This is a genomic window from Labrys sp. 22185, from assembly GCF_052045555.1.
Taxonomy (GTDB): domain Bacteria; phylum Pseudomonadota; class Alphaproteobacteria; order Rhizobiales; family Labraceae; genus Labrys; species Labrys neptuniae.
Window position 1 is genome coordinate 226372 of sequence record NZ_JBQEPH010000007.1, and the last position, 24698, is coordinate 251069.

23 protein-coding genes are annotated in these 24698 nt (G+C 65.1%); 16 read left to right on the forward strand and 7 right to left on the reverse strand.

The features are described 5' to 3' along the window. Window positions 1-149: 149 nt before the first annotated feature. On the reverse strand, window positions 150-1625 hold the full coding sequence (locus tag ACTJKX_RS16390) for an MFS transporter (RefSeq protein ID WP_440725892.1): 1476 nt from the start codon (window positions 1623-1625) through the stop codon (window positions 150-152). Window positions 1626-2102: 477 nt separating this feature from the next. Between ACTJKX_RS16390 and ACTJKX_RS16395 the strand changes: the two genes are divergently transcribed. From ACTJKX_RS16395 to pyrF, 4 genes are all read left to right on the forward strand, one after another. Continuing rightward, window positions 2103-2795 (forward strand): glutathione S-transferase family protein, encoded by a 693-nt coding sequence (locus tag ACTJKX_RS16395; protein ID WP_068297410.1) that lies wholly within the window; start codon window positions 2103-2105, stop codon window positions 2793-2795. Window positions 2796-2894: 99 nt separating this feature from the next. Beyond that, window positions 2895-4031 (forward strand): tRNA epoxyqueuosine(34) reductase QueG, encoded by a 1137-nt coding sequence (gene queG, locus ACTJKX_RS16400; protein ID WP_440725893.1) that lies wholly within the window; start codon window positions 2895-2897, stop codon window positions 4029-4031. A 95-nt stretch (window positions 4032-4126) separates the two neighbouring features. Beyond that, window positions 4127-4744: a class I SAM-dependent methyltransferase gene (locus ACTJKX_RS16405; RefSeq protein WP_311943889.1), complete on the forward strand. Its 618-nt coding sequence runs from the start codon at window positions 4127-4129 to the stop codon at window positions 4742-4744. Window position 4745: 1 nt separating this feature from the next. Further along, a complete protein-coding gene (gene pyrF, locus ACTJKX_RS16410; protein ID WP_394315251.1) occupies window positions 4746-5438 on the forward strand; it encodes an orotidine-5'-phosphate decarboxylase in 693 nt (230 codons plus the stop codon). A 165-nt stretch (window positions 5439-5603) separates the two neighbouring features. Here pyrF and efp read toward each other — a convergent pair whose 3' ends face one another. Beyond that, window positions 5604-6170, reverse strand: a complete 567-nt coding sequence (gene efp, locus ACTJKX_RS16415; RefSeq protein ID WP_311943894.1) for an elongation factor P — start codon at window positions 6168-6170, stop codon at window positions 5604-5606. Window positions 6171-6532: 362 nt separating this feature from the next. Between efp and ACTJKX_RS16420 the strand changes: the two genes are divergently transcribed. Together ACTJKX_RS16420 and ACTJKX_RS16425 are read left to right on the forward strand one after the other, a co-directional pair. Then, a complete protein-coding gene (locus tag ACTJKX_RS16420) occupies window positions 6533-7258 on the forward strand; it encodes a DUF1223 domain-containing protein (RefSeq protein ID WP_440725894.1) in 726 nt (241 codons plus the stop codon). Window positions 7259-7348: 90 nt separating this feature from the next. Then, window positions 7349-7591, forward strand: coding sequence for a hypothetical protein (locus ACTJKX_RS16425; RefSeq protein ID WP_440725895.1), 243 nt, complete (start codon window positions 7349-7351; stop codon window positions 7589-7591). 109 nt (window positions 7592-7700) lie between these two features. On the opposite strand, the gene ACTJKX_RS16430 is transcribed toward ACTJKX_RS16425, so the two are convergent. After that, window positions 7701-9401 (reverse strand): DUF4166 domain-containing protein, encoded by a 1701-nt coding sequence (locus tag ACTJKX_RS16430; RefSeq protein ID WP_440725896.1) that lies wholly within the window; start codon window positions 9399-9401, stop codon window positions 7701-7703. Between the two features lie 265 nt (window positions 9402-9666). Between ACTJKX_RS16430 and trpS the strand changes: the two genes are divergently transcribed. The 5 genes from trpS to recF all read left to right on the forward strand — a co-directional run bounded on the left by trpS (window position 9667) and on the right by recF (window position 14320). Further along, window positions 9667-10707 (forward strand): tryptophan--tRNA ligase, encoded by a 1041-nt coding sequence (gene trpS, locus ACTJKX_RS16435; RefSeq protein WP_440725897.1) that lies wholly within the window; start codon window positions 9667-9669, stop codon window positions 10705-10707. 192 nt (window positions 10708-10899) lie between these two features. Next, entirely contained in the window at window positions 10900-11520 is a 621-nt protein-coding gene (locus tag ACTJKX_RS16440; RefSeq protein WP_440725898.1) for a glutathione S-transferase family protein, read from the forward strand. A gap of 76 nt (window positions 11521-11596) precedes the next feature. After that, window positions 11597-11794 carry a hypothetical protein gene (locus tag ACTJKX_RS16445; RefSeq protein ID WP_367625609.1) on the forward strand — a complete coding sequence of 66 codons (198 nt, stop codon included), beginning with the start codon at window positions 11597-11599 and terminating at the stop codon, window positions 11792-11794. A gap of 196 nt (window positions 11795-11990) precedes the next feature. Next, window positions 11991-13109, forward strand: coding sequence for a DNA polymerase III subunit beta (dnaN, locus tag ACTJKX_RS16450; RefSeq protein WP_440725899.1), 1119 nt, complete (start codon window positions 11991-11993; stop codon window positions 13107-13109). Between the two features lie 86 nt (window positions 13110-13195). Further along, on the forward strand, window positions 13196-14320 hold the full coding sequence (gene recF, locus ACTJKX_RS16455) for a DNA replication/repair protein RecF (RefSeq protein ID WP_440725948.1): 1125 nt from the start codon (window positions 13196-13198) through the stop codon (window positions 14318-14320). Between the two features lie 265 nt (window positions 14321-14585). Here the strand turns inward: recF and ACTJKX_RS16460 are convergent, their stop codons facing one another. Continuing rightward, window positions 14586-15800: an ROK family transcriptional regulator gene (locus ACTJKX_RS16460; protein ID WP_440725900.1), complete on the reverse strand. Its 1215-nt coding sequence runs from the start codon at window positions 15798-15800 to the stop codon at window positions 14586-14588. Between the two features lie 283 nt (window positions 15801-16083). On the opposite strand from ACTJKX_RS16460, the gene ACTJKX_RS16465 reads away from it, so the two are divergent. From ACTJKX_RS16465 to ACTJKX_RS16485, 5 genes are all read left to right on the forward strand, one after another. Continuing rightward, complete coding sequence (locus tag ACTJKX_RS16465) at window positions 16084-17328, forward strand: extracellular solute-binding protein (RefSeq protein ID WP_440725901.1); 1245 nt, start codon at window positions 16084-16086, stop codon at window positions 17326-17328. A 295-nt stretch (window positions 17329-17623) separates the two neighbouring features. After that, window positions 17624-18505, forward strand: coding sequence for a carbohydrate ABC transporter permease (locus tag ACTJKX_RS16470; RefSeq protein ID WP_376717769.1), 882 nt, complete (start codon window positions 17624-17626; stop codon window positions 18503-18505). After that, window positions 18505-19356, forward strand: a complete 852-nt coding sequence (locus ACTJKX_RS16475; RefSeq protein WP_440725949.1) for a carbohydrate ABC transporter permease — start codon at window positions 18505-18507, stop codon at window positions 19354-19356. The genes ACTJKX_RS16470 and ACTJKX_RS16475 overlap by 1 nt, the downstream gene beginning before the upstream one ends. Window positions 19357-19360: 4 nt before the next feature. Continuing rightward, the gene (locus ACTJKX_RS16480) at window positions 19361-20377 is read left to right on the forward strand and encodes an SIS domain-containing protein (protein WP_440725902.1); all 1017 of its coding nucleotides are present in this window, start codon (window positions 19361-19363) and stop codon (window positions 20375-20377) included. Then, window positions 20374-21270 (forward strand): carbohydrate kinase family protein, encoded by an 897-nt coding sequence (locus ACTJKX_RS16485; RefSeq protein WP_440725903.1) that lies wholly within the window; start codon window positions 20374-20376, stop codon window positions 21268-21270. Before ACTJKX_RS16480 ends, ACTJKX_RS16485 begins: the two co-directional genes overlap by 4 nt. Window positions 21271-21455: 185 nt before the next feature. Here ACTJKX_RS16485 and ACTJKX_RS16490 read toward each other — a convergent pair whose 3' ends face one another. The 3 genes from ACTJKX_RS16490 to ACTJKX_RS16500 form a co-directional block, all read right to left on the reverse strand. After that, window positions 21456-22844, reverse strand: a complete 1389-nt coding sequence (locus tag ACTJKX_RS16490) for an aspartate aminotransferase family protein (RefSeq protein ID WP_440725904.1) — start codon at window positions 22842-22844, stop codon at window positions 21456-21458. A gap of 385 nt (window positions 22845-23229) precedes the next feature. Continuing rightward, a complete protein-coding gene (locus ACTJKX_RS16495; RefSeq protein ID WP_440725905.1) occupies window positions 23230-23709 on the reverse strand; it encodes an OsmC family protein in 480 nt (159 codons plus the stop codon). A 77-nt stretch (window positions 23710-23786) separates the two neighbouring features. Beyond that, window positions 23787-24686: a LysR substrate-binding domain-containing protein gene (locus ACTJKX_RS16500; RefSeq protein ID WP_440725906.1), complete on the reverse strand. Its 900-nt coding sequence runs from the start codon at window positions 24684-24686 to the stop codon at window positions 23787-23789. Window positions 24687-24698: the final 12 nt, after the last annotated feature.

The following is a 24698-nucleotide window of genomic DNA, read 5'->3' on the forward strand; positions in this document are numbered from 1 at the left end:
GCCGCAGTACTACAGTCGCATTTCCCGGATTGGGAGTGTCAGCCTCCGGCTGACATCTTGAAAGCCAAGCCCTTGCGGCTCGGTAAGGTGTCGGCCGGAGGCTGACACTCCGCACATCCTGCACTCCGTCGTGCAAACCAACCGTGATGCTAGCGCAGCGCCTGTGGCCCTAGGGCGCCTTCGACGGTGACGGCGACCTTGGTCAGCGGTGCTGCGATGTCTTCCAGGCCCTTGCCTTCGGCATCGACGCCGTAGAGCAGGGCCACCACGCCGCCGAAGATCATCACTCCCGAGCCGACGACATAGCCCCAGAACAGCGGATCGCGCTCGGTGCCCTCGCCGACCAGATAGCCGAAGATCAGCGGCCCCATCGAACCGACGATCTGGGCGACGGCGAAGAAATAGGAGATCGCCTGGCCGCGCACTTCCAGGGGGAAGATCTCGCTGACGGTGAGATAGGCCGAGGAAGCCCCCGCCGAGGCAAAGAAGAAGGAGACGCACCAGAACAGCGTATGGGTGTTCGCCGTCAGGCTGCCCTGCTTGAACAGATAGGCCGAGACCAGTAGCACCGCCCCCGCCAGCACATAGGTGCCGAAGATCATCTTGCGCCGGCCGACGGTGTCGAACAGCGGCCCGAGCAGCAGCGGCCCGATCAGATTGCCGATGGCGAAGGGGAAGAAATAGAGCGCCGTCTGCGACTCGTTGAGATGATAGAAATTCTTCAGCACCAAGGCGTAGGTGAAGAAAATCGCGTTGTAGAGGAAGGACTGCGTCACCATCATGGTGATGCCGAGGAAGGTGCGCGAGGGATATTCGCGGAAGAACACGTCGATCAGCTTGGCGAAAGGCACCGATTCCTCGGGCTTGATATACATCGCCTTGCTCTCGTCGACCGGCGGCAGCGTCACGCCCTGGGCGCGCACGCTGGCCTCGATGCCCTCGACGATGGTCTCGGCTTCCTTGTCCTGGCCATGGGTGACCATCCAGCGCGGGCTTTCAGGGATGTGCCGGCGCAGGAAGATGATGACGAGACCGAGCACCGGCCCGATGAAGAAGGCGATGCGCCAGCCGACATTCTCGGCAAACAAGGTGTGGTCGAGCAGAAAGAAGCTGCCGACGGCGCCCAGCATGGCGCCGGCCCAATAGGTGCCGTTGACGGCGATGTCGACTCGGCCGCGATATTTGGCCGGGATGAGCTCGTCGATGGCCGAATTGATCGCGGTATATTCTCCGCCGATGCCGAGACCCGCCACGAAGCGCCAGAGATAGAGGAACCAGGGCGTCCAGGCCAAGCCCGCCACGCCGGAGCCGACCAGATAGATCGCCAGGGTGATGATGAACAGTTTCTTGCGGCCCCAGCGGTCGGTCAGCCGCCCGAAAAACAAGGCGCCGACCACCTGGCCGATCAGGTAGATCGTGCCGGCGAAGCCGACTTCGGCGCTGGTCATGCCCAGGCTCTTCTGGAAACCGGAGGCTGAAACGAGCTGTATCTCGATGCCGTCGAGGATCCAGCTGATGCCCAGGCCCACCACGACCATCCAGTGGAAACGAGCCCAGGGCAGTCGGTCCATGCGAGCCGGAATGAGGCTGCGGATGGCTTTGCCGTCGGTCATGTCTACCGGCATGATCATGCTCCTTGCAGCGTGATGTTCGTTCCACACTATTGTTTGTTAATTTTTTGTAACAATTCGACCCTGAATGGCCTCGTGTCAATGCTTCCAATGATACCTCTGAGCAATGACATAACAGACGGATAGGTTGATGACTGCGGAATGGACCGCTCGCAGATTGCGAGATCTGCCGCCTTCCATCGTCGCCGTATTCCTGGTCTCCAATTTATTTCGCCATATGGTGCAATGACGAACGCGCCCGATGGAAGTTGGTTTGAAAGGCGGTCTCGTGTCAGGTCGAGGGTCACGAAGTGCCGGGCCCTCGCGGCGTCAATTTTTCGTTAACCTCTGCCGCCCATTTTCCGCCGCCGACCGCAGAGCCTGTGTTCTATTCGCGCAAGGCGGTTGCCGGGCGGTTGTACGGGGGGGTATACCGGTTATCCGCTTCGCCCCATCCGGGCCTCCATCCGCGGTTTCCAGATTCACGGTTCAATGGCCAAGCTTTTTCATCATCCTGTCGACCCGCAATCGCGCTTCATCCGCCTCGTGCTCAGCGAAATGGACGTGGCGACCGATCTGGTCGAGGAAAAGCCCTGGGAGCGGCGCGAGGCCTTCCTGCACATGAACCCGGCCGGCGTGCTTCCCGTGATGATCGACGCCACCGGCCTGATCGTGCCCGGCGCCTCGCCGATCTGCGAATATCTCGACGAAGCCTATGGCGATGCCCTCGGCGAGCAGCGCCTGCTGCCGCGCGACGCCAGGGCGCGTGTGGAGACCCGCCGCCTGATCGAATGGTTCAGCATCAAATTCTATGCCGAGGTCAGTGAATATCTGATCACGGAGAAGATCCTGAAGCGTTTCCTGCCGATCGGCGAGGGCGGTTCCTCGCCGGATACGGCCGCGATCCGTGCGGCCAAATCGAATGTGCGCTATCATCTGCGCTATGTCGGATATCTGGTGCGGCGGCGGAACTGGCTGGCGGGAGACAGGCTCTCCTACGCCGATTTCGTGGCAGCGGCGCATCTGTCGATCGTCGACTATCTCGGCGACGTGCCCTGGGACGAGGACCAGGCCGCCAAGGAATGGTATGCGCGCCTCAAATCGCGTCCCTCTTTCCGCCCGCTCCTGGCCGAGACGCTGCGGGGAACGCCGCCTTCGGCAACCTATGCGGATCTCGATTTCTAGTTTCCGGGACCGCCGGCATCCTTGCCGGCTTCTGCTTCTGCGGCGAGCGCGACGGCTCCAGGAGCCGGCTGGAAGCCGGCGGTCCCGGGCAGGCTCGCCGTGAGCGCCCTCAAGACAGAACTCCTCCAGCGCGCCGAAGCGGAAGGCTTCGATGTCGTCCGCGTGACCGCGCCCGACGCCATCCCTGAAGCGCCTGCGCGCCTGCGCCGCTTCCTGGAGGAGGGCTTCCATGGCGAGATGGGCTGGATGCAGGAGCGCGCCGACCAGCGCGGCACCCCAGCCACGCTCTGGCCGGAGGTGCGCAGCATCATCATGCTCGGCGTCAATTACGGCCCCGACCGGGACCCGATGGCTGGGCTTGCCGATCGGTCCGGCGGCCTGATCTCGGTCTATGCCCAGGGCGACGACTATCACGACGTCATCAAGAAGCGGCTGAAAAGCCTGGGGCGCTGGTGGGGCGAGGTGACGGGCGCGCCGCTCAAGGTCTTCGTCGATACCGCGCCGGTGATGGAAAAGCCCCTGGCCGCGGCGGCGGGCCTGGGCTGGCAGGGCAAGCATACCAATCTGGTCAGCCGGGATTTCGGCTCCTGGCTCTTTCTGGGCTCGATCTTCAGCGCCACCGAGATCGAGGCCGATGCGCCGGAGCGGGATCGTTGCGGTTCCTGCCGCGCCTGCCTCGATGCCTGCCCGACCGCCGCCTTTCCTGCGCCCTACCGGCTCGATGCCCGGCGCTGCATTTCCTATCTCACCATCGAGAACAAGGGCCCCATCCCGGCCGAGTTCAGGGAGGCGATCGGCAACCGGATCTATGGCTGCGACGATTGCCTGGCGGCCTGCCCGTGGAACAAGTTCGCGGTGACGGCCCGCGAACACAAGCTCAAGGCGCGCGAGGACTTGCGAGCCCCGCGCCTGGCGGACTTGGCGCGCCTGGACGATCCGGCCTTTCGGGCGCTGTTCGCCAAGAACCCGGTGAAGCGCATCGGGCGGGACCGCTTCATCCGCAACGTGCTCATCGCCATCGGCAATTCCGGCGATCCGGGCCTGATCGAGGTGGTCGAGGGGCTCCTCGGCGATGAAGCGGCCCTGGTGCGCGCCATGGCGGTCTGGGCGCTCGCCAGACTCGCTCCAGCTCGCCTGGCAGCCCAGGCCTGGCGACGGGACGATGAAACCGATGCCGATGTGAAGGCGGAATGGCGGGCGGCGGGTCATGCGGCGCCGATGCATCAAGGCGCCTAATATTGACGGTGATATTAAGAACGGACGCAGGGACCGCTTGACGGCGGCGGCGTTCGCCAATAGCGATGCGAACGGGGCAAGCAAGGAGCAGGCCGATGGTCCATAAGGGCGGCGCGCGACGGGACAATTGCAAGCCATCCAGACGTTTCGGTGAAGCCGCCCAGTTTTTCCGCAGCTGGACCGAAAAGCCCCTGCAGATGGGGTCGATCACCCCCTCCAGCCCCTTCCTGTCCAAGGCGATGGCCAATTGCGTCGATCCCGCCTCGGAAGGCCCGGTGGTGGAAATCGGGCCCGGCACAGGTCCGATCACCCAGGCCTTGGTGGAGCGCGGCGTCGCCGAGGACCGCTTGGTGCTGGTCGAATACAGCCCGCAATTTTGCGATCTCCTGTCGCAGCGTTTTCCCAAGGCAACGGTGGTGCAGGGCGATGCCTATGCTCTCGCCAAGACACTGGAGGGTCGGCTTGCCGACAAGGCGGCCGCCGTGGTCTGTGGCCTGCCGCTGCTGACCAAGCCCGAGCGGCAGCGCCTCGACCTCCTGGCCCAGGCCTTCACGCTGATGCAGCCCGACGCCGCTTTCATCCAGTTCACCTATTCGCTGGCCTCGCCGATTCCCACCAAGAACGCCTTCTTCACCTGGCAGGCGTCGCCGAGGATCTGGCGCAACGTGCCGCCCGCCCGCGTCTGGACCTATCGCCAACTCCTGAGGAACTGATTTGAATACGAAAGACCGCCTGATCTGTGGCCTGGATGTCGACAGCGTCGCCAAGGCCGAAGCCCTGGTAACCGAGCTCGGCGACAGCGTGACCTTCTACAAGATCGGCTATCAGCTCGTCTTCAATGGCGGTCTGCCCTTCGCCCAGGACCTGGCGCGTTCGGGCAAGAAGATCTTCCTCGACATGAAGCTGCACGACATCGGCAACACCGTGACCAAGGCGGTCGAGGCCATTGCCGGAATGGGCATGACTTTCCTCACCATCCACGCCTTTCCGCAGACCATGCGGGCTGCCGTGGAAGGTGCCCGCGGCTCGGACCTGAAGATCCTCGCCGTCACTGTCCTGACCTCCTATGACGATGCCGACCTGGCCGAAGCCGGCTATGGCAAGGGTGTCGGCGAACTCGTGGCCCAGCGGGTGACCCAGGCCATGGCGATCGGCGTGCCCGGCCTGGTGATGTCGCCGGAAGAGGTTGCCTCGACCCGCAACCGGGTCGGCGACAGCATGCTGCTGGTGACCCCGGGCGTACGCCCCGCCGGCAGCGACAGCGGCGACCAGAAGCGGGTGATGACGCCCGGTGACGCCATCCGCGCCGGGGCCGACCATTTGGTGGTAGCCCGGCCCATCGTGGCGGCCCCCGATCCCAAGGCGGCGGCCGAGGCGATCCAGGCGGAGATCGCGGCGGCGGTATAGAGTTGGAGCGCGGACATCGCGACATGAAGACATGTCGCGATGTCCGCTCTTGGAAACACCAATCAAAACAACAAGAGCGCAGACCTCATCGGCTGCGCCCTTTCCTTTGAGTTCAATCTTTCCAAGAGCGGACTTCGCGAGTCGCTGAGAAGTCCGCGCTTCGGATCAGTCCTTGGCGCGTTCGACGTAGGAACCGTCTTCCGTCATGATCACCACGCGGGTGCCGGCGCTGATGTGCGGCGGCACGGTGGTGCGCACGCCGTTGGAGAGGGTGGCGGGCTTGTAGGAGGAGGAAGCGGTCTGACCCTTGGTCACCGGCTCGGTCTCCGTCACTTCCAGCACGACGCGGGCGGGCAGTTCGATCGCCACGGGCACGCCGTTATAGAGGCTGATCTGGCATTCCATGTTCTCGGCCAGATAGACCGACTGCTCGCCGATCACGTCGGCGGGCACCGAGACCTGCTCATAGCTGTCCATGTTCATGAAGGCGTAGCCATGCGTGTCTTCATACAGATAGGTGTGCGACTTGGTCTCGATGAAGGCGCGCTCCACCTGCTCGGTGGTGCGGTAGCGCTGCACGGTCTTCACGCCGTCCGACAGGCGGCGCATGTCGATCTGGGTGGTGGGCGTGCCCTTGCCCGGGAAGAAACTCTCGGCCTTGAGCACGACGTAGAGCTGATTGTCGATCTCGACGACGTTGCCCTTGCGGATCTGGCTGGCGATGACCTTCACGATGATGTCCTGAAACTTTTCAAGTGAGCTAAAGCGTTTCCGTGATCTGGCGCAATCACCCCAAATCGCAAGAACGCGTTGAACCAAGGCGCTAGAGAAAAGGCGCGTTTTCATCAAAACGCGCTTTGCCCTAGGAACGATTGTGGGCGCCTCTTACACCGCCCCGCCGCCGAACGAAAGCGTGAAGCGCCAGGAATCGGTGAAACAGCAGCGAATTCACGCCTCATCACGCGCTTTCCCACGATTTCCGAGATCGAAACGCCACGGCATCACGAGGCCGTGAGCGTGTAACGCGCCTCGATTTGCCGACGAATAACCTTAGGAAGCGACCTCTCTCGGGTCGAATACTGATGAGGCAATCGATGAGGGCATCGACAAAGAGGCCAGGTGCCGGCCTGTCACGGCTGGCTCTGCTGGGATTGGGCCTGGCCCTGCCGCTGCTCGGGAGTGCCGCGCCGGCTCAGGCGGGGCGGCTCACCGTGGTGGAGCTCTTCACCAGCCAGGGTTGCTCGTCCTGCCCGCCGGCCAATGCCAATCTCGCCGCGATCAGCCGGCGGCCCGGCGTGCTGGCCCTGAGCTTCGGTGTCACCTATTGGGACCGGCTGGGCTGGAAGGACGTCTTCGCGCGCCCTGACTACACGCAGCGCCAGGTCGCCTATGAGAAGCCTCTCGGACAGAGCGGTCCCTTCACGCCGCAGATGGTGGTGAATGGCCGGGCGTCCCTGATCGGCAACGAGCTTGCCGAGCTGGATGCGGCGATCGCGGGCGCGGCTGTGTTGCGAGCAGGTCCGAGCCTGGCCGTCTCGGGCGGCCATGTCGTCATCGGTGGCCAGCGCTCGTCCCCGGTCAGCCTCGACATCTGGCTGGTGCGCTATGACCCGAGGCAGGTCGAGGTGCCGGTACGCGCCGGCGAGAATGCCGGCCGCACCCTGGCTCACAAGAATGTCGTGCACGATCTGGTCCGGCTCGGACTTTGGAAGGGCGAGGCACTCGATCTGCCGATCGCGCGGGCGCCCGCCGGCCAGCACACGGCGATCCTGCTGCAGGCGCCGGATGGCGGCGCCATCCAGGCTGCCGCAACCGACTGAGGAACCTCGAACCGTCACAGCTCTTCGACCCGCCGGACGGCTCGTCCGGCTTTCCCTGCGCCGAGGCGCAATCACAGAAAGGAACGGATCATGAATCGTATTGCCAAACTCGCCTCCGCGGGCTTGCTGGGCCTGGGGCTTGCTTTCGCCGCCGCCCCCTTGGCGCAGGCCCAGGACGCGATGCCGCAGACGAACACGATGCAATCGCAAACGATGAAACCGAATGCGATGCAGGGCGAGGCCATGAAGGGCGACACCATGAAGAAGCCGATGAAGAAGATGGCCAAGAAGAAGATGATGAAGAAGCATCACAAGGCCATGAAGGCGATGTGATCCCAGCGCCACCCTCTTCACCCTCCCCCTTCAGGGGAGGGTGAAGAAGCTGCCGTGTAAGTATGACCATCGATCGATTGTCCGCTCGGAAACCGCGCTTTGCCTCCCCTCAGCTCCGGGGCTCCGCCACCAGCCAGCCCTTGTAGCGCACGATCAGGCCGAACAGGGGATGGGCGATCTCGACATGGAAGTTGAATCGTCCGTCCTCGGCGCTCTCGAAACTGTCGCCGGAGGGGGCGAGGAAACGCGGCAGTCTCAGGCCGAGGAAGCGCCAGTTGCGTACGACGAGCTTGAGCCTGCCGTCTTCGGCGAGGAGGGCAAGCCCGAAGCTGAAAGGTCCGAAGCGTTCGTCGACCAGGCCGGCATTGCGGTCGCGGCCGGCGGTCTGGACCGAACGGAAGCGGCGCCCGGCAAAGTTCCGCGTCCACACTTCCCGCTTGTTCTGGATTTCGAACGATACGCGCACCGGAATATCCGCACCGGCCTGGGGGAAGCCGACGAGAGCGCCCACCAGCCGCGACAACAACCCCTTGCCGCGCTCGACGCTGGCGCGGCCGGTGACCGCATGGCTGGTTTCGTGCCGATGCAAGGCCTGGATGGCCGGTGGCAGGCTCGCATAGGCCGAGCCCAGAATGGCCGGGTAAAGCGGCAGGCTCGCCTCGGCCGTGACCTCACGCGTGCCATGGGCGAAGGGCCGGCCGTCAAAGACGTGATCATAGTCGGCCAAGGCGAGCGCTCCCGTTGCGGGACGGGCGCCCGGTTCCGGCCTGATGCCTTCGAGGCGCTGGCGGATCAGGGCTTCGATCGCCATCGCCGGAATATAGGGTCCATCGTCGCCCTCGGCGTTCAGATGCCAGCTGCGGACCAGCCTTTCCCCGCGATGCCCTGCGCCCTCGACCTCGACGATCATGCCACCGCGATGGGCGCCCCAGCGCAGGATGCGGTTCACCCTGTGAAACAGGCCGGCGAGGGGCGCTAGGGAGGGCAGCATTTTCCAGCGCACCAGCAGGCTCAGCCCGATCAGGCAGCGATGCAGGATCTCCGGGCGCGGCCCGGCGCCGACCCAGACCGAGCGCACGCTTGGCCACAGGTCGGAGAGCAGCAGGAGGTCGGGTACCTCCACCAGGGAGAACAGCGTGTTCGGCAGCGGCAACTTTCCAGGCGGGGCGATGGTGAAGCGGCGGGTTTCGGTGAGGGGATGCACCAGCAGGGTCTGGCTCTGCCGCCGGGCCGGCACGGCCTGGCCGGCATAGCCCGCGATGGCCTTGAGCACGTTCTCGCCGACGACCGCATGCGGCGAGGGGGCGATACCGGCGCGGATGATGTCGATGCGCGAGAAGGCACCGGCGAGATGCCTGACGATTGCTGCGGTCAGGACAGGAAAGCTGCTTACGCCCGACAGGATGGCGACGCCGCGCTGCCGGGCCGCTGCATCGAGGCTGGCGATGCCGCGCACGAACGCGGCCCCGTCCGAGAAATCGAAATAGTCGGCCCCATGGGCGATCGTGGCCTCAACCAGGCGATAGGGCTGTTTGCCGTAGCCCTGGAAGGGGCCGCTGGCATCGACGACGATGTCGGGCTTCAGGGCCTGCAATTGCGGCTCGAGCGGCCGGTCGCGATCGAACTCAGCCGGAAACAGGCGGGCCCGCACCGGACGGCTGGCGCAGAAGAATTCCGCCTTGGCGAGAGAGCGGCCCGCGATGATGAGGGTGAGGCGGGGTTCGTCGGCCAGCAATTCCGCCAGCCGCCCGCCAAAGATGCCGTAGCCGCCGACGATCAGCACGCGCAGGGAGGATGGGGATGCGGTCACGGGTTACTCCAGCCCCGCATGCGTACAGGGAGCGACCGGAACCGGCAAGATGGAGCCTCGCACCGGTGCCGGAGCGGATGGCCGCACTTGCGTCTTGCGCCGTCGCCCGCCATAAGCGCTAGCCTGAGCACGATTTTCCGGCGAGACCCGCGGGCGGGCTTTGCCGGAAAATCGTGCACATTTTCGATATCTTTCAGCTTGTTCTTGATCGCGCCCGTGGCTCGATCAAGAACAAGCTGCTCGGACAATATGGAATCCTCTCGCCATGACGAAGTTCGTGGAGCGCGTCTTTTCGGGCGTTCAGCCGACCGGCAACCTGCATCTGGGCAATTATCTCGGCGCGATCCAGCGCTTCGTCGAGATGCAGAAGAGCCATCAATGCATCTATTGCGTGGTGGATCAGCACGCCATCACGCTGTGGCAGGATCCCAAGAGCCTGGCGAGTGCCATCCGCGAGGTCACCGCCGCCTTCCTGGCCGCGGGCATCGACCCGAAGGCCCATATCGTCTTCAACCAGAGCCAGGTGGCCGAGCATGCCGAGCTCGCCTGGGTGTTCAACTGCGTGGCGCGCATGGGCTGGCTCAACCGCATGACCCAGTTCAAGGAGAAGGCCGGCAAGGACAAGGAGGCGGCCTCGGTGGGCCTGTTCGCCTATCCCACGCTGATGGCCGCCGACATCCTGGTCTATCGTGCCACCCATGTGCCCGTCGGCGAGGACCAGAAGCAGCATCTGGAACTCGCCCGCGACATCGCGGCGAAGTTCAACAATGATTTCGGCGATTCCATTGCTGCCAACGGTTTCAATGGCGGCTTCTTCCCGCTGCCCGAACCCCTGATCCAGGGCGCGGCCACCCGCGTGATGAGCCTGCGCGACGGCTCCAAGAAGATGTCGAAATCGGATCCCTCCGACCTGTCGCGCATCAACATGACCGACGATGCCGATACCATCGCCGCCAAGATCCGCAAGGCCCGCACCGATCCCGAGCCGCTGCCTGGTGAGGAGGAGGGGCTGAAGGGACGCCCCGAGGCCGACAATCTGGTCTCGATCTTCGCGGCCCTGTCGGGGCGGACGGTGGCGGAGGTTCTCGCCGAGTTCGGCGGCGGCCAGTTCTCCACCTTCAAGACGGCGCTCGCCGATCTCACCGTCGCCAAGATCTCGCCGATCACCGCCGAGATGAAGCGCCTGATGGCCGATCCCGGCCATATCGACGCAGTGCTGGCGGAAGGTTCGGGCAGGGCCCGGGCGATCGCCGCCCCGATCATGGCCTCGGTGAAGGATATCGTCGGCTTCATCCGGGCGAAGTGAGGCGGCGTCAGGGAAGAACCGAGCCTCGTTCGGAAATAGTTCAGGCGCTTGCTTTGTCATGCCCGGGCTTGACCCGGGCATCCAGGGGCCCCGTCTTTGATGTATGGCGGGAAGAGCTGGATTGCCGGGTCAGCCCTGCAATGACAAAGGTCGGGCGGGGTGAACCTCAATGTCCTGTGGGAAGGAACCGACATGCTGAAGATCTGGGGCCGCACCAATTCCTCCAATGTGAAGAAGGTGCTGTGGTGCGCCGAGGAACTCGGGCTCACCTATGAGCGCATCGATGCGGGCGGCGCTTTCGGGGTGGTCAACGACCCCGCCTACCGCGCTCTCAATCCCAACGGGCTGGTGCCTTGCATCGAGGATGACGGCTTCGTGCTGTGGGAATCCAATGCCATCGTGCGGTATCTGGCCGAAGGCGATGTCGATCGCCGGCTGGTGCCCGCAACGCGCCAGGCCAAGGCTTCCGCCGAGCGCTGGATGGATTGGACAACCTCGACCATCGCCGGCCCCTTCCGTGACGTGTTCTGGAATGTCGTGCGTCGTACCGCCCAGGACCGGGTGGAGACCGAGCTCTCCCGGGGCCTCGACAGCTGTGGCCGCCTGCTGGCCATCGCCGACAAGGCTCTGGCCAGCCAGCCCTATTTGTCGGGCGACAAATTCGGCATCGGCGACATTCCGCTCGGCTGCCTCGCCTATGGCTGGTTCAACATGCCGATCGAGCGGCCGGACCTGCCCCATCTCGCCGCCTGGTATGAGCGCCTGACCGAGCGCCCGGCCTATCGCAAGGCGGTGATGATCCCCCTGACCTGACGAACGGGAACATCCGGGCCGACATCCGCGTTACCGAGCCGACCATGGTTGTCATGGTTGCTCGGGGAATGTGTGCATGCTGTCTGGTGTGATCTCGCTGCTGATCGGTATCGTTGTCATCGGTCTCGTCTGCTGGCTGTTGATGTATGTGATCGATCGCCTACCCATGGACGGACGTTTCAAGCAGATCCTGCGTATTCTGATCATCCTCATCGCGGTGCTCGCCATCCTGCAACGCGTCGTGGTGCTGATGGAGCCCGTGCCGACATTGTAAGGAACGGCTCCGCCTTGAAGGCGGCTTGCCTGCGCGAGGCATCGTGACAGGCACACATCCGACATGTTCGGGAAAACCCTGAAAAAGCTGCGGGATGGCTTGCCTTTCGCCCGAGCAAATTGCATGGTCTTCGCCCTTTTTCCACCGTTTGCGGCAGCTCGGTCCGCTTGCGGGTCGCTATGCCAGGACGCACTCCATGAAGGTTACGCTCGAACGGACTGCCCTTCTCAAATCGCTGGGCCACGTCCACCGCGTCGTCGAGCGGCGCAACACCATCCCGATCCTGTCCAACGTGCTGATCGAGGCCCAGGGCGCCAGCCTGCTCCTGAAAGCGACCGACCTCGATCTGGAGGTGGTGGAATCCTCTCCTGCCGACGTCACCATGGACGGCGCCACCACGGTGCCGGCGCATACCCTCTACGACATCGTCCGCAAGCTGCCCGACGGCGCCCAGGTCTCGCTGGAAGGCGGCGGCGAGGCGACCCAGCTGATCGTGCGTTCCGGCCGCTCGCGCTTCACCCTGCAGACGCTGCCGCCTTCCGATTTCCCGGACCTGGCGGCGGGCGAGTTTCCGCATAATTTCCAGCTCAAGGCTGCCGATCTGCGCAAGCTGATCGAGAAGACCCAGTTCGCGATCTCCACCGAGGAGACGCGCTATTATCTCAACGGCATCTATCTGCACACGCTGGATGTCGAGGGCGAGACCCGCATCCGCGCCGTGGCGACCGACGGCCATCGCCTCGCCCGCGTCGAACTGCCGGCGCCCGAGGGTTCCAACGGCATGCCGGGCGTGATCCTGCCGCGCAAGGCGGTGGGCGAGATCCAGAAGCTGATGGAGGATGCCGAGGCGATCGTCTCGATCGAGCTGTCCCAGGCCAAGGTGCGGTTCACCATCGGTCCGGTGGTGCTGACCTCCAAGCTGATCGACGGCACCTTCCCCGATTACGCCCGCGTCATTCCGACCGGCAACGACAAGGCGCTGATCGTCGAGCGCGCCGACTTCACCGCCGCCGTCGACCGTGTCTCGACCATCTCCTCCGAGCGCGGCCGCGCCGTGAAGCTGTCGCTGGCCGACAGGCGCCTCGTCCTCACCGTCACCAACCCCGATTCCGGCACGGCGACCGAGGAGATCGAGGTCGATTACGATGCCACGCCGCTCGATATCGGCTTCAATTCGCGCTATCTGCTCGACATCGCCGCGCAGCTCGACGGCGATACCGCCCTGCTGAAATTCGCCGATCCGGGCTCGCCGACCCTGGTGCAGGACCGCGAAGGCGCTGCCGCGCTCTACGTCCTGATGCCGATGCGGGTGTAAGCTCGGAGCGCGGACATCTTGTCCGCATCCTGGAAACGATGCGTTCGATTGAGAGGAAGAGCGGACAGGATGTCCGCGCTCCAAAAATGATCTCGCCCCGCATCACCCGCCTGATCCTCACCTCGTTTCGGTCCTATCCGCGGCTCGATCTCGCCGTGGATGCCGGCATGGTGGTGCTGACCGGGCAGAACGGCGCCGGCAAGACCAATGTGCTCGAGGCCATCTCGCTGTTCACCCAGGGTAAGGGCCTACGCCGGGCGGATCTGGAGGACATGGCCAGCGAGGACGGGCCCGGCAGCTTCGCCGTCGCCGCCGAAGTCGAGGGGGCGCTTGGCCTCGCGCATCTCGGCACCGGGCTGGAAGGCCCCGACAGCGGGCCGCGCAAATATCGTGTCGACCGCCAGCCGGTTTCCTCGGCCACGAGCTTTGCCGACCATCTGCGCCTCGTCTGGCTGACGCCCTCGATGGACGGGCTGTTCTCCGGTTCGGCCGGCGAGCGGCGGCGCTTTCTCGACCGGCTGGTGCTGGCCGTCGATGCCGGCCATGGCACCCGGGTCAACGCGCTCGAACGCGCGCTACGCTCGCGCAACCGGCTGCTGGAGGATCCGCGCGCCGACCAGCGCTGGCTCGATGCTGCCGAGCATGAGGTCGCCGATCTCGCCATCGCGGTGGCGGCGTCGCGCGCCGATACGGTGCGTCGTCTCGCCGGCCTGATCGAGGAGGAGATCGATCCTGCCTCTCCCTTCCCCCATGCGCGCATTGCCCTCGATGGCGCCATCGAGAATGCCGTGCTGGACGAGCCGGCGCTGGCCGTGGAGGAGCGCTATCGCCAGACCCTGCGTGAAGGCCGGGCCCGGGACAGGGTCGCCGGCCGCACGCTCGACGGGCCGCATCTGACCGATCTCCTCGTCGTGCACGGTCCCAAGGGCATCGCGGCCGAGCGCGCTTCCACCGGCGAGCAGAAAGCCCTGCTGCTCGGCCTGGTGCTGGCGCATGCCAGGCTGGTCGCCCGTCTCGCCGGCATGACGCCGATCGTCCTGCTCGATGAAGTCGCTGCCCATCTTGATCCGATGCGGCGGGCGGCCCTCTATGACCGGCTCGAAAGTTTCGGCGCCCAGGTCTGGCTGACCGGCGCCGATCCCTCCGCCTTCGAGGCCATCGCCGGCAGAGCCGCGATCTATCGGGTCACGCCGGGGCGGGTCGAGGGGTGAGGTTTCGGGCGAGGGGGATCAGAGGGGAAATCCGGCTGGTGGAGTAGCCCCTCACCTCCATCCTCTCCCCGTAAGAACGGGGCGAGGGGGCGCAATCGTTGCGATTGGTCGTCGGAGCTTTCATCTCGCCCTACCGTTGAGCGAGATGAAAGATTTCCGACATAAAACTTGAGGTCAAAGTCTCCTCGCCCCGTTCTTACGGGGAGAGGTAAGGTGAGGGGCAGCGCCGTCCTCGGAAGAGTCCGTTCTTTCGCGATCTCCAAGCTCAATGCTTGAGCAGCACGTCGAAGCGGGGATTGATTTCGTCGAAGATCGGCAGCGAGGCGGCGCCGAGCACCACGGTGTGATGGCCCACCGAACCGGCCATCAGGCGTGGGAGGCGGCGGTCGCTGCGCGAGCCCACCGACATCGGCAGCGGCATGGCCTTTTCGATCAGGTTGGCCAGAACGCCGGCTGGCGCCAGTCCCCCAAGCAGGATGGTTTCCGGATCCAGGGTCGATTCCAGGATGTTGACGGCGCCGGCAAGATAAGGGGCGGCCTCCGCCACCCAGCGCTCGACGGGGGCGGATAGCGCGCCGTCCAGTTCGGAAAAAGCAGGCGCCCCGGGCTGATCTGCAAGGAATTCCTGGGCCGCGCTCAAAGAGAGATAGCGTTCCAGGCAGCCGCGATTCCCGCAGGGGCAGGGTTTGCCGTTCGGCGCCACGATCATGTGGCCGATCTCGCCGGCGTTGAGCGAGGCCCCGCGCCAGGGCTGCCCGCCGAGGAAAACGCCGGCGCCGAGCCCCTCGTCCAGGAACAGGAAGACGAAGCTGTCGATCGCGCGGGCGACGCCATGCAGGCGTTCGCCTATCGCCGCCGCCATGGCGTCGTTTTCGATCTGCACGGGCTGTTCGAGGGCTTCGGCGATATGCTGCCCGGCATCGGGATCGTCCCATCCGGGCAGGGTTGTCGGACCGGCGGTGGTGATGGCGCCGACCCCGAAGCGCACCGGCAGGGCGACCCCGGCGCCGAGCAGGCGCGAGGCGGGAACGCCGGCTTCCTCGATCAGTTCGTCGGCGAGCTGCCGCAAGGCGGGCGCTGCACTGCGGGGCGAGGGGCGCTGGGCGGGGATCTCCCGGATCGCAACCGGCTTGCCGGTGAGGTCGACCAGCGCCGCGATGATGGCGCTGTGGTCGACATGGAAGCCGAGCGACCAGGCCCCCTCGGGATTGATGGCATAGGGAATGGAGGGCTGGCCCCGCCCTTCGCGCTTGGGTTCGCCAGCCAGGACAAAGCCGGCCTGCTCCAACTCCTCGACGATGTTGGAGATCGTCTGGTTGGTCAGGGCGGTTTCGCGGGCGATCTCGGCCCGCGAGACCGGCCCGAGCCGGCGTATGGTGTCGAGCACGACACGCCGGTTGTGGGAGCGGGTGAATTCGAGATTGGTCCCCGCAACGCTCCGGCTCGGTTGGGGTGTCCTGTCTGCCTCGCGTCTCGCCATGTCCGCTCACTCCCTAGATCAAAACGCGTTCGGATGGGAACGCATTTTTGCTCTAACTCTTTGGTTCGACGCGACTTTGCGATTCCAGCGGATCCGTCAAATCGCAAAACGCTTTCCGATTTCACTTGCGACTATGGCAGCATGTTTACATTCAAACAAATTGAGTTAATAATTTTTCCGGGTCGCAGAAAAGGATCGGGAGCCATCGAGAACTCTCCGCGCCCCTGAACCATGCAGGGCGGCTACGGGCTGCCGATCGAATTGCAAGCGGGAGATGATTGCAATGTCTGGAATTCACAAATCGGTGCTGGCCGGGCTGGCGATGACGGCCCTGGCAGGATTGTCGCCGGCAGCGGCCGAGACTCTCAATGCCCTGTTCATGGCGCAGGCCGCCTATAGCGACGCCGACGTCAAGGCGATGACGGCGGCCTTCGAGAAGGAAAATCCCGGCGTTACCGTCAATGCCGAATTCGTGCCCTATGAAGCCCTCTACGACAAGATCGTGGCTTCCAAGGCCGCCGGCGGTGCCGGCTATGACGTGGTGCTCTACGACGTGATCTGGCCGGCCGCTTTCGCGCAGAACGGTGTCCTGGTCGATGTCACCGACCGGTTGAAGGATCTCGATCGCTCCAAGGTGTTCGATGGGGCCTGGGCCACGGTGAACTATGACGGCAAGACCTATGGCATGCCGTGGATCCTCGACACCAAATATCTGTTCTACAACACCGAGATCCTGCAGAAGGCCGGCATCACCGAGCCGCCCAAGACCTGGGATGAACTGGCCAAGGACGCCAAGATCATCAAGGACAAGGGCCTGGTGCAATATCCCATCGTCTGGAGCTGGTCGCAGGCCGAGGCGGTGATCTGCGATTACGTGACCCTGACCGCGGCCTATGGCGGCAAGTTCTTCGACGGGGACAAGCCGGTCTTCGACAAGGGCGGTTCGCTCGATGCCGTAACCTATATGGCCGACAGCCTCAAGAACGGCCTCTCCAACCCCAATTCCAAGGAATATCTGGAAGAGGACGTGCGGAAAGTGTTCTCGGCGGGGGATGCGGCCTTCGCGCTCAACTGGACCTATATGTATGCCAAGGCCAATGATCCGGCCGAAAGCAAGGTGGTCGGCAAGGTCGGCGTAGTGCCGGCGCCCGGCGTCGAGGGCAAGAGCACGGCCTCGGGTGTGAACGGCTCGATGGGGCTGGGCATCACGGCGGGCTCGACCAAGCCGGATCTGGCCTGGAAATACATCGTCTATCTGACGTCCAAGCCGGTGCAGAACCAGTATGCCAAGCTCAGTCTGCCGATTTGGAAGGCGTCCTACAGCGATCCGGCCGTCACCAAGGGGCAGGAGGCACTGGTCAAGGCCGCCGACGTCTCCATCGGCCTGATGACGCCGCGCCCGACGGTGGCCTCCTACCAGGAACTCTCCACTATCCTGCAGGCGCAGATCCAGAACGCGCTGGCCGGCAAGGCTTCGCCCGCCGACGCGCTGGCGGCCGCGGTCAAGGATGCCGCGCGCATCCGGTGAGAGCTGGTGGGCCGGTCTTCAGACCGGCCTTCGCAGATTTGGGGGTTGAGCGAGATGATAGGCGCGTTTGAAGGTGGGACGTCTGTGCCTCCTCGCCCCGTTCTTACGGGGAGAGGATAGAGGTGAGGGGCTACACAAGCCTTTCCTTTTGCCTCCTGCGCTGCCCCTCATCCTTACCTCTAGTCAACTCAAGCGAGTTGACGACACCCCGTAAGAACGGGGCGAAGGGGCGGCTGATGTCGCGTTCTCCGTTCCTTCGTTACCAATTGTTCCACTGGAAGGAATCTGCCTGATGATGAGCGGCCGCGTCGGCATGCCCTCACCATGGCTTCTGCTCGGCCCGATGCTGGTCATCGTGTTCGCGGCAGTCGGCTATCCCATCCTGATGACCCTGTGGCTGGCCTTCACCGATACCCGCCTGATGGCGGGACCGGGAGCGGCGCATTTCATCGGGCTGGAAAACTTCGCCTTTGCCTTCAGCGATTCCGAATTCCTCGCCGCGGCGGGGCGGACGATCTATTTCACCGTCGTCTCGATCAGTGCCGAGGCGCTGCTCGGTATCGCGGTCGCCCTGCTGCTCAACGAGAAGTTCCGTGGCCGTACCTTCTGCCGGGCCCTGTTGGTGCTGCCCTGGGCCGTGCCCACCATCGTCAACGCCTTGATGTGGCGTCTGATCTACCAGCCCGATTTCGGCGTGCTCAATGCGGTGTTGACCCAGAGCGGGCTGATGGAAAGCTATCGCAGCTGGCTCGGCAGCGAAGGCAGCGCCATGAATGCGGTGATCGTCGCCGATGTCTGGAAGAACTATCCGCTGGTGGCGCTGATCGTGCTGGCCGCGCTGCAGTCGGCGCCGCTGGAACTCTACGGCGCCGCCACGCTCGACGGCGCCAATGCCTGGCAGCGCTTCAAGGCCGTCACCTGGCCGGTGATAGCGCCGCCCTTGCTGGTGGCGCTGGTGCTGCGCTCGATCGAGGCCCTGAAAGTCTTCGACATTTTCTATGTGATGACCCGGGGCGGGCCGGCGAGCTCGACCAAGACCATGAGCTTCTTCGTCTATGAGGAATCCTTCCGCTTCATGCGGGTGGGATCAGGCGCCTCCTACGCCCTCATCGTGGTGCTGATCTGCATGGTCTTCGTCGGCTTCTATGTTCGGCTGATGCGTCGGCAGGAGGCCTGATCATGCAAAGGAGCTCCATCGCAACTTTCTTCCTGTATTGCGGCGTCGCCCTGTTCCTGGTGGTGACGCTGGCGCCGGTGGCCTGGCTCGGCGTGATGAGCATCTCGCTGCCATCCGACCTCACCACCAAGCCGCTGTCGCTCATCCCGCACCAGGTCGACTTCAGCCGCTATGCCCGCCTGCTCACCTTCGAGGCCAACAGCCCGGGCGAGGCCTTCCTGATGGCGCTGCGCAACAGCCTGCTGAGCTCGCTCGGTGCGACGGCCCTGTCGCTGCTGGTGGCGGTGCCGGCGGGCTGGGCCTTTTCGCGCTACCGCAATCGCGGCGTCTCGGTGGTGCTCTACTCCATCCTCGCCACCTATATGACACCCGCCGTGGCGCTGATCCTGCCGCTCTATTTCCTGCTCTCGATGCTCGGGCTGCTCAACAATGTGGTCGGCCTGATCATCGTCTATTGCTCCATCCTGACGCCCTTCACCGCCTGGTTCATCAAATCCTCTTTCGACGCGGTGCCCGGCGAACTCGAAAGCGCGGCGGCGATCGACGGCGCCTCGACGCTGCAGACGCTGTGGTGGGTCACGCTGCCCTATGCCCGGGCCGGCGTCGCCACCGCGGCCCTGTTCGCCATCCTGCTGGCCTGGGACGAGTTCTTCTACGCCTTGCTCTTCACCTCCAACCAGAACGCCAAGACCCTCACCGTCACCATCGCCGATTTCGCCGCCGGCCGCGCCACGGATTTCGGCCTGGTCTCGGCCGCGGGCCTGCTGACGGCGCTGCCGCCGGTCCTGATCGCCTTCATCCTGCAAAAATCACTGGTTGCCGGGCTCACCGCTGGCAGCGTCAAGGGTTGATATCATGAGCACAATCGTGCCGGGCACGGGCCTGGCGATGATCGAGGCCGAAATGGCCCGCCAACACGCCGATGCGCTGGCCTCCTTCCACGGCGCCGGGCCGATGGCGGCGCGGCTGGCGGACAGCATCCGCCGCACGGGACGGCTGACGCTGGCGGCCATGGGCGGCTCGCACTGGGTCAACCGCGCGGCGGCCGTGCTCTATCGCCGGCTCGGCATCGAGGTCGAGACCGAGGTGGTCTCCGAACTCCTGATCACGCCGCAGCCCGACCGCGAGCGCACCGTGCTGCTGGTGTCCCAATCCGGCAATTCGGGCGAGATCGTCGCCTTTCTCGAGCGGCCCGCCGGCCGGCAGGAGCGCTTCGGCCTCACCCTCGACGCCGATAGCGCGCTCGGTCGCGGCGTGCCCGCCCTCGTCGGTGTCGGCGGCTCGGAAAAGGCCTTCGCCGCCACGCGCAGCCTCCTCGTCAGCCATGCCCTGCATCTTGCCGTACTTGCGGCGCTGGGCCTGCCGCCGGAACGGGCGCTCGCAACGCTCGATGCCCCCGTCCGGCCCGACATCGGGGGCGCGCTATCAGCTCTCGCCGCCTGTACCTCCCTGATCCTCAGCGGCCGGGCCGAGCTGCAGGGCGTGGCCGAATCCGGGGCGCTCTGCGTGATGGAACTCGCCCGCCTGCCGGCCCTGGCGCTGGAGGGCGGCCAGTTGCGGCATGGCCCGATGGAGATGCTGTCGCCGACTAGCGGCATCGTGCTCCTGCGTGCCGCCGGCCCTTCGGCTGGCCTCGCCCCGGGTTTGGTCGCGGCCTGCCGCGCGGCCGGATCGCCGGTGGTGGTGTTCGATCTTTCCGGCGAGGCCGACATCGCCGATGTCATCACCATCCGCCTGTCGCGCGAGGAGGGCATGGCGGCCATCTTCGCGCTGCTGCCGGCACTGCAGGCCTTCCTGGTGACCTTCGCGGCCGGCCGGGTCGAGCATGTCGGCGAGCCCCTGCGCTCGACCAAGGTGACGACGGAATTATGAGGGAACCGCTGTTTTTGATCGGCAACGTCAATGTCGATCTCGTGATGGGCCCGCAGGCGCCCTGGCCGCAGCCGGGTACGGAAGTGATCGTGCCCGAAAGCGAATTTCGGGTCGGTGGCGCCGCCGGCAACACGGCGCTGGCGCTCGATGCCCTCGGCATCGACTATCGGCTGATCACCAGCCGCGGCAACGACATGCTCGGTCACTGGCTCGCCGAGCCCTTTGGGGCGCGGGCCGAGGGCTGGACGGTGGCCGAGGGGGCAACCACGGTTTCGGTCGGCATCGGCCATCCCGACGGGGACCGCACTTTCTTCACCACCACGGGCCACCTGCATTCGTTTGGACTCGAGGATGTACTGGCGCAGCTCGACGAGGTCGGGGAGGGCTGCGTCGCCCTGCTGGTCGGTCCCTTCGTGATTCCGGCCTTGCTCGCCGATTATGACGAGTTGATCGCCATTCTGCAGCGCCGGAACTATCGCATCGCCCTCGATACGGGCTGGCCGGATGGCGGCTGGACGCCCGGGGTACGCACGCGGGTGAACGCCTGGATCGGCCATTGCGAGCACGTCCTGATCAACGACATCGAGGCCAAGGGGCTCACCGGCACCGACACGGTCGAGGCTGCCGCCGGGATGATCCGGCCGCTGCTGCCAGCAGGTGCCAGCCTGGTGATCAAATGCGGGGCCCGGGGCGCCCTGGCCTGGCGCGGAAACGAGCATTTCGCCGTCCCGGCGCCGAAGGTCGACGTCGTCGACACCATCGGGGCCGGCGACACCTTCTCGGCCGGCTATTTCGCTAGCCTAGTCGAGAGCGAGGATCTGGAAAAGGCAGTGGCGAATGGCGTTGCGGTCGCCTCTCTGGCGGTCTCGACGCGGCCGCGGCGTTATCGGTGAGGACAGTGTTGCCACCCCTCATCCCCCTGCCGGGACCTTCTCCCGCAAGGGGAGAAGGGGTTTTAGTGGGTTAGATCGAGCTTAACTGCCCGGTGCCGAGTACCGCATCCCAAGTCCAATAAGTCCCCTTCTCCCCTTGCGGGAGAAGGTGGCGGCAGCCGGATGAGGGGTGTTATCGCGCGCCCTCAGACATACCCCCGGCGCTTCACCTCGGCCCAGCTGTCGTCGAGCGTCTTCTTGGCTGCGGCGATCAGGGCATCGACTTCCTCATGGCTGATCACCAGCGGCGGGGCGATGATCAGCGTGTCGCGGGTGGCGCGCATGACGAGGCCGTTCTGGAAGGAGAAGTCGCGGGCGATCAGGCCGACCGTGCCCGTCTCCACCGGCCAGGAAGCGCGGGTCTTCTTGTTCGGCGTCAGTTCCAGGGCGCCGATCAGGCCGACCATGCGGGCTTCGCCCACCATGGGATGGTCGCCCAGCGCCAGCCACTGCTTCTGCATATAGGGGCCGATATCGCTCTTCACGCGCTCGACGATCTTCTCTTCGCGCAGGATCTTGATGTTGGCGATCGCCGCCGCCGCGCAGGCCGGATGGCCCGAATAGGTGTAGCCGTGGTTGAAGTCGCCGGCATTGGCGATCACTTCGGCCACCTTTTCCGTCACCATCACGCCGCCGATCGGCAAATAGCCGGAGGAGATGCCCTTGGCCATGGCCATGATATCGGGCTGCACGCCGAAATATTCGCAGCCGAACCATTCGCCGGTGCGCCCGAAGCCGCAGATCACCTCGTCCGAGACCAGCAGGATGTCGCGCTCGCGGCAGATGCGCTGGATTTCCGGCCAGTAGGTGGCGGGCGGGATCACCACGGCGCCGGCGCCCTGGATCGGCTCGGCGATGAAGGCGGCGATGGCGTCGGCGCCGAGCTCGTCGATGGTGCGCTCGAGTTCACGCGCCGCCCACAGGCCGAATTCCTCCGGGCTGCGGTCGCCGCCCTCGGCATACCAATAGGGTTGGGCGATATGGACGATGCCGGGGATCGGCAGGCCGCCCTGGGCATGCATCGGCGTCATGCCGCCGAGCGAGGCGCCGCCGATTGTCGAGCCGTGATAGCCGTTCTTGCGGGCGATGATGGTCGATTTGCCGGGCTTATCCTGGGCCGCCCAGTAATGGCGCACCATGCGGATGATGGTGTCGTTGGATTCCGAGCCCGAACCGGTGAAGAACACCCGGCTGAACTGCGGCGGCGTCACTTCCGCCAGCAGGCGCGACAGCTCGATCGCCGGCAGATGGGTGGTCTTGAAGAAGGTGTTGTAGAAGGGCAGTTCGCGCATCTGCTGCGCCACCACCTCGACGATCTCCTCGCGGCCATAGCCGATATTGACGTTCCACAGGCCCGACATGCCGTCGATGATCTGGTTGCCTTCGGAATCCCACAGATGCACGCCCTTGGCCTTGACGATGACGCGCGCGCCCTCGGCGTTCAGGCCCTTGGTGTCGGTGAAGGGATGCAAATGATGCGCGGCATCGATCGCACGCAGTTCCGCTGTGGTGAGGTTGGTCTGGTGCAGGGTCATGATGCGCGTTTCCTGAAAAATGTGATCCCAATTTTGTGATCACAAATTACGGAAGTCAAGGGGGAAGCGTTGTTATAGGGATTGCGGAGGCGGACGGGACGTCCATAGGCGCTAGGATAAGGACTGGGGCGAGGTGATCGACCTGGAGATGAGGCTCAGCGTTTGAGCCCCCTCGCCCCGTTTACGGGGAGAGGGCAAGGGTGAGGGGCTACGCACTGGTTGGTTTTGTGGGTTCCGCGCTGCCCCTCATCCGTACCTTCTCCCCGTAAGAACGGGGCGAAGGGATGGCCGGTGTCGCGCCAGTCGCCTTGACCTAGTATCTATGGACGTTTCGTCCGCTCTATCGTCCCACCAACGCGTCCCCAGATAACCGATCGAAAAGCCTCTACGCCCCTGCCAGGACGATCTCCGCCTCATGCTCGACCGGAAAATTCACCGAGCGGGCGATGAAGCACATCTCATGCGCCTTTTCGTGCAAATCATGCGCCTTCTGTAGGTCCGAGCCGGCGGCAACCACGATGTGCGGACGCAGGGTGACCTTCTCGAACTGGCCGGCACCGCCAGCCACTTCGACCATCACGCCCTCGGCCTCATCCTCATAGGAGAGCACGTTCACGCCCATCTGCGAGCACAGGCCGAGATACCAGAGCTTGTGGCAGGCCGAGAGCGAGGCGACCAAGAGGTCCTCGGGGTTCCAGCGGGTGGCATCGCCGCGAAAGCTCGGGTCTGACGAGCCTTCGATCGTCGGTTTGCCCTCGGCCAGGATCTGGTGAGCACGGCTGTAGCCGCGATAGGTCGAGGTCCCCTCGCCCTCATTGCCGGTCCACACGATTGTGACCTTGTAGCGATGTTCGCGCCCAGCCATGCCTTCCTCCTCGTGTCGTTGCGTGGCGGGAGGATGCCCTGTTGACGGGCTGTGTCGCAAGGACGGGGAGCGGAATGTCAATCGCCTGCACCGGCCGGCCGCAGCGAACCGGCCAGGAAGTCGACCACGGCGCGCACCGCGGGCAATTGCCCGCGCCGGTGGGTCGTCAGCACCGTGGTGGTGACCTCGCCCGCCTGCCATTGCGGCAGTACGGGCACGACCAGGCCGCCGGCGACGGCTGCCGCGCTGATCGAGCGGGGCAGGGCGGTGATGCCGAGGCCGGCCTTGGCCGCTGCCAGCAGGGCGGTTGATTCGTCGGCGAAAAAACGAGTGCGCGGAATGACCTCGACCACGCGCTCGCCCGCCGTCAGCTTCCATGTCGGCGTCCTGGGCTGGGCGAGGAGGCCGTCATGGCCGGCGAGATCCTCTGGTGTGGCCGGTATTCCCGCGGCGGCGAGATAGCCGGGCGCGGCGACCAGGCCGATCGTCTCGCGATGAATGGGGCGGGCCATCAGATCGGAATCGGCGAGCGGCCCGAAATGGCTCCGGAGCGCGATGTCGAAGCCTTCCTGGATGAGGTCGACGAAACGGTCGGTGACATGGAGTTGGATCTGCAGTTTGGGCAGGGTGACCGCGAGCCTGGGCAGCTGGCCGGCGAGGTGGAACTGCGCGGTGGGTACCGAGGCGGTGATGCGGACGATGCCGCTCGGTTCCGCCCGCCGGGCCAGCACGGCGCTTTCCGCCGCCTCGACCTCGATCATCGCCGCCCGCGCATGCTCGAACACCTCCCGGCCGGCATCGGTCAGCACGAAGCTGCGCGAGGTGCGATGGAGCAGCCTGGCATCGAGCCGCGCCTCCAATTCGGCCACCCGCTTGCTCACCGTGGACTTCGGCAGGCCCAGGTGCCGCGCGGCGGCGGCAAAGCCGCCCTGCTCGACGGCCTGGGCGAACAGGATGAAATCGTTGAGGTTGGACAAAGAAAGTCTCCA